At 49.2% G+C, this 5134-nt stretch carries 7 protein-coding genes; 2 read left to right on the top strand and 5 right to left on the bottom strand.

Annotation, left to right across the window (positions count from 1 at the left end; translation table 11 throughout):
* Together BQ7486_RS00570 and BQ7486_RS00575 are read left to right on the top strand one after the other, a co-directional pair.
* Positions 1–197: transposase (locus tag BQ7486_RS00570; RefSeq protein WP_143182974.1), on the top strand; the 197-nt coding region annotated here is incomplete at its 5' end.
* A gap of 339 nt (positions 198–536) precedes the next feature.
* Positions 537–953, top strand: coding sequence for a hypothetical protein (locus tag BQ7486_RS00575; protein WP_074008575.1), 417 nt, complete (start codon positions 537–539; stop codon positions 951–953).
* Positions 954–1121: 168 nt separating this feature from the next.
* On the opposite strand, the gene BQ7486_RS00580 is transcribed toward BQ7486_RS00575, so the two are convergent.
* The 5 genes from BQ7486_RS00580 to BQ7486_RS00605 all read right to left on the bottom strand — a co-directional run bounded on the left by BQ7486_RS00580 (position 1122) and on the right by BQ7486_RS00605 (position 5007).
* Positions 1122–1463 (bottom strand): FHA domain-containing protein, encoded by a 342-nt coding sequence (locus BQ7486_RS00580; RefSeq protein WP_143182975.1) that lies wholly within the window; start codon positions 1461–1463, stop codon positions 1122–1124.
* Between the two features lie 261 nt (positions 1464–1724).
* Positions 1725–3221, bottom strand: coding sequence for a hypothetical protein (locus tag BQ7486_RS00585; protein ID WP_074008577.1), 1497 nt, complete (start codon positions 3219–3221; stop codon positions 1725–1727).
* Positions 3222–3303: 82 nt separating this feature from the next.
* Entirely contained in the window at positions 3304–3579 is a 276-nt protein-coding gene (locus tag BQ7486_RS00590; RefSeq protein WP_074008578.1) for an HU family DNA-binding protein, read from the bottom strand.
* Complete coding sequence (locus BQ7486_RS00595; RefSeq protein WP_162272205.1) at positions 3576–4217, bottom strand: DUF805 domain-containing protein; 642 nt, start codon at positions 4215–4217, stop codon at positions 3576–3578. The genes BQ7486_RS00590 and BQ7486_RS00595 overlap by 4 nt, the downstream gene beginning before the upstream one ends.
* 280 nt (positions 4218–4497) lie before the next feature.
* Positions 4498–5007: a helix-turn-helix domain-containing protein gene (locus BQ7486_RS00605; RefSeq protein WP_162272206.1), complete on the bottom strand. Its 510-nt coding sequence runs from the start codon at positions 5005–5007 to the stop codon at positions 4498–4500.
* Positions 5008–5134: the final 127 nt, after the last annotated feature.

The following is a 5134-nucleotide window of genomic DNA, read 5'->3' on the forward strand; positions in this document are numbered from 1 at the left end:
TGTATACGACCAACAGTATTGAGGCTCTCAACCGTGGCGTTCGGAAGGTAATCAAAACTCGAACCATGTTTCCGCATGAAGAATCCGCCAAGAAGCTGATTTACTTGGCACTTCAGCGCATTATGGAAAAATGGAAGCTGCCTGTTCGTGCTTGGAGTGAAGCCATGCCGGTGTTTGCAGCCATGTACGGTGAGTGATTTGCCGCTGGGCAGGCTTAATTGCCGCGGAGTACTGAAACAGTGTTTCAGCATAGCAGTTGCAGTGTTACAACTTAAGGAGGCGAAACTGCGATTTTTCCGGTAGCGGCGCGCCACTGCATGGCCGCCCCCATGGGGGCGGCCATGCAGCCCTCCCATGCCGCCGTCGTACCCTGAATCATCGCATTACCACTGATAGAAAAATTGGGGCTTAACAGCCCCGAAGTACCTGGGGTTAAATACCCCTGTTAGCGAGCCAACAAGCTCAACCGTAAACCCGTGCTAGACACGAAATCTACACACACCTGGTATTTCGGTTTCTTTTGCAATGTCTCCACAATGAAGTGCACGGCGGCTGAAGCCCTGGACATCTACCAGACACGTGACGTGATTGAGAAGACCTTTAAGGGCGGCAAGACGGATATTGAGATCGATGTTGCGAGAGCCCACAAGGACAATACGCTGGAAGGCCGTTTCCTGGTTGGATTTGTGGCCATGTCGATTCTGTGTGAACTGCGCAGATTAATGCGTCAGCCGACAAAACTTGAGCAGAAAAAGGGACCTGTGAAAGACATCCAGCCGCTGTCCAAGGAAATGACTGTGAATGAATTGAAGAACAGACTCAGCTCTATCCGCATGCTTTACACCGGTTCCGGCGAGAAGCGTTGGCTGGAAGTTACCGGCAAGCAGCATGAAATTGCACGTCGGCTCGGATTTCCTGATCTCTACGAAACGATCCCTGAATGGGTACCTTGATTCAACTGACGTAGGGGCTGACGCCCCTACGTACGTGCCCGTACCAATTTAGATTGAGGTAAGGGGATGGCCTGAGTGCCTTGCCCGTCAGACCGGCTATCAACTTTCAGTTGCCGCAACCAACGATACACGCAGCTTGTCGCGATACTATATTCGCGGTGCGCCTGTTCAACCGTAATCTCCTTGGAAAGGATTCTCCCGAGGATTTGATTTTTCTTTTCGAGCAGGTATGGGGTGCCCATTTATCTTCTCCGTGCCCTCCTGATTAGCGATTAGGAAGTATTTTGACAGAGAGGGCTCCCAGTTCGGCTCGCAGTGGGAGTTTGGGGTTTTGGGATACACCCGCTCGTAGATTTCCTCGTCCGAGAGTTTGACAAACGCCTCGAGATCAGACCTGGCAGCCGAAGCCAGTTTGTTGATGAAGCCGTTGGAGGCTCCCTTATGGTGACGGATTTTGGAGTAGCTGAACCCGCTGTTCAGCATGGTCAATACCGTTCGTATGGTGGTCATAGCAATTTTCCGTGTCATAAAGGCTCCGTATATTGATATTGATAGGAACCTTTCGATTATCAATTGCTATGCAAAAACTGTTCACGTGTTTAGGAATTTTGTTCACGTAATTAAGAATCGGCTAGTCGGAGCACCTGTTCACGTAAGTGAGAAAACTGTTCACGTACATGAGAATTGCTGTTCACGTGTTTTAAGAATTCTCAGCCCGTACCAATTTAGAATACAATACTATATCTATCAAAGAAATAGACCACAAAAGTGCTATTGTTGAGTTAGGGCAAAAAAGTCTCTTAAAAACTCTGCGTCAGCACCAGTTAACTTTGTAGCTTCAGTAAGTAAATTTGACCAAGAACGACATGTATAGTCGGGATTCTTAAATGGTGTTTGATCGTAGACCTCATTAAATCCATTTATCAATTTTCTTCGTTCGGTTGGATGCCGACTATACGTTGCCCGCTTAGCCAACCGATCAAACACAGCTTTCATTTGAAGCGGCGTCATTGTAGGTACATACGGCTGACCATTGACCCCCAAATTAATGGCCGTGCGACAAAGCCCATAAAAATATTCCAAGTCTTTTGACGAAAAATTTTTAAAAACACTAATAATCTGATCTTCTAAAGAAATTTTTGGACTACCTCGATAATAAGCTGCGCAATTCTCAGATCCAGTATTGCGGATAATTTTTACAATGAACAGAGTTATCTGATTAAGATCTTGCTGTGGCAACCTCGATAAACCTCGTTGCTGAATCCGATTAAGTTCTCCAACAACAACCTGAAAAAGTTGTTGCTTCAGTAATTTAGCATCGTCTTGATCGTCAAATAACGATTTTTTCTTCCATACGGCTTCACCTAATGCTTTTTCAATGCCCGGAAGAATAAAAACTTCTCGATAATGATTCTCTAAGAGGGCTATTTTCTCATACGGCAAACCTAACTGACGGACACTGCTCTCCGTCGAGAACACCTCGTTCATCGACTCGGATAAATAAGGCACTAAGGATTTCTTCAGGAAATCCTGCGTCCAAGTGCTCGGAACAAATAACTGAGGCTCCGGAGGAAGATTCACTTTTTGTACGACGGGACGCACTGCTGATACTGTCGGCGACAATACAGAATTTGTCGATTTGACTGCAACGGCAACCATGCCGACAACAATCAACGTCAGCAGTGCAAGGCCCACTAAGCGAGCCCAAACAAAGTCTTTCCCGTTTGCGGCGGTTTGCCCCTGCCCCAAGGAAGAGCGCTCGTCCTTCTTCATTTGCGTCGAGGCAGGACTCTCAGAAGAACTCTCAGACAGCAATTCTTCTACACTGACTTTAGCCGATTGAACCGAGGTCGAACTGGAATCCGTTGTTTTGTCTTTCGACCAAACAAAATCAGGCTCGGGTGTACTATTGGTCTTTTTAGATGAAACGCCTGAATGCCGCAGCCATTCCATCCCTCCGATAATCACATACCAGGGAATAAGAGCGATAAGTGGAGCAGCAACCAAAGACAAAGATTGATACCACGTCCAATAAAGACCGTCCCGCAAATAAAAGAAAATAAAAATCGGAACGAAGTAAATCACCAATCGTGCTAAAAAGAGCGTCAGTGCAACAATCGCAGTCGTTCCTAAAAAGCGAGTCGTCGCACTCCGGAAGTCCAACCACCAATCCAACGCTCCGATATAGTGGTAAAAAAGTACTGCTCCCCAAATGAACATACCGACAAAGAAAACGATTCCAAGCGCATTGGTTTTTCGTTGTTCCATTTTTTGGCCTCACATACCCACAAAAAAGCCGCAGGATTTTGGCGTCCCACAGCTTCCCATTTTACGGCAAAACGCCTGATACTCACCGGTTTACAGCTTCCTTGAAGGCTGCGCCGGCAGTGAACTTCGGAGCCTTGCAGGCAGCAATCTTGATCGTCTTATCGGTCTGCGGATTACGACCTTCCCGTTCGCCGCGTTCCACGCGTTCAAACGTACCGAAGCCCACGAGCTGCACCTTGTCGCCGGCGGCCACAGATTCCGTAACGGCTTCCACGAAACCTTTGAGCACCTTATCGGCATCGGCCTTGGCAACCCCCGTCTTTTCGACGATGGCAGCAATGAGTTCCTGACGATTCATATTAATCTCCTGAGAGGAAAAGTTGAGTTATATAAACATACGTAATTTGTGCGACTTTGTTTAAGCAAAAACGTTTTTTCCATCTTTGGTGGTAACGCCAGACACAACAGATTCACGTACCCCAATAGTTGCGACAAGAACATCAGCATCACTTCGACAGTGAACGAGCCTTCCAACAGCGTGTCCGGATCAGAGAGCAGCATATCGGAGTATCCGCTTGCCATCGTCCACACCCGAACCATGACGAGCACGGCACAGAAAGGCGAACCGAGCGCCAAGACGGCAAACACCGTACCGGAGAATCCAGCCTCGTGATAGCGCCGCACGGCCAACGCTGTCGCCGGAATGATTGACACGAGCATGAAGACGAAATACAGCAGTCCTGCCCCCGCCGCAATCAAGGGCCCGTACGACACCCAAAGGCTGTCTTCGTCTGCCAACTCCATGGCGTAGAAACTCTGAAAGAGATCCTGCCACGAGAACGCCATAAACGACGTTACCAGCGCTATCAGGACGGAATTCAACAGGAACAGCGTCAGCACAAAGTACCAAAACTCCTCACGGGAGGCAGTTCCGGAGAACGTACAGAAATGGTGCCGGCTGTAGGCCCTCGCGAAACATCGGAAGATGGTCTTCATCGAAATTCTCCTTATCCAAGACATAGGGCGAGTGTCCTCTTTAGAAGAAAGAAAGGAACGGCCGGGCACACACGGGACACCCCTTCCCCGCCGTCCCTCTCTTTTTGGGAACGGGCGGCGCAGCAACGACTGCCGGCTGTCCGAAATAGCAACTGGCGGCAAAACCCACAGCCAACACCAAGACAAATGCGCCGACAATGAGGCAGCGCGTCGTCAATTCGCTGCGGCGCTTGATGGCTGCATTGACGGACTGCAAGGATTGAATCGTCCCTTCCAACTGTCAGCTGTGGTTGATGACGGCCTGACAGAGTTGTTCGGTGACGTTTTCAATCTTTACGATGCGTTCGGCGACGGCAAAATTGACCTCGGCTTTTTCAAGCGGATCCTGCTTCGTCTGCCGCCGGATTTTGTTACCGGATGCCGACTTTCGGGTGACGCGGCCTCTCGTGGCCGGACACCCGTGCCGTAAAAACTTCCGCAGACGCCGTTGTGCATTCTGAGCCTGTCTGCGATAGAAAATCGCGACGTACCCGGGCGTAAAGAGCATCCCGTTGCGAAACCCTTCGGTGGTAGGGATGCCGAACACGGCCTCCAGCGCTTTCCAATCGTCCAAGGTCGGTTCCTGCCGACCTCTTAACCAGCCCCAAACAACATCCTCCGGCACTTTGCCCGCAATATCCTTGATCGTGAAGTCGTTGGCGATCATAAGATCTCGAAAATTGGCTCTTCGTGCATAGTTGTGGGTAAAAAAATTGTTGCACGACATACTAAAGTACCCACCAAACGACATTAATTTTGACCCACCTCGAGGGGGCGTCGTGAGGTACTTTTACAATGACGAGAAAGTCGAGGATCATGGGTTCCGTTGTTCATCACAACGGAGGTTCCAAAACCATGATTACCAAAGAATGCCGTCT

It is taken from the genome of Duodenibacillus massiliensis (genome assembly GCF_900128485.1).
Taxonomy (GTDB): domain Bacteria; phylum Pseudomonadota; class Gammaproteobacteria; order Burkholderiales; family Burkholderiaceae_F; genus Duodenibacillus; species Duodenibacillus massiliensis.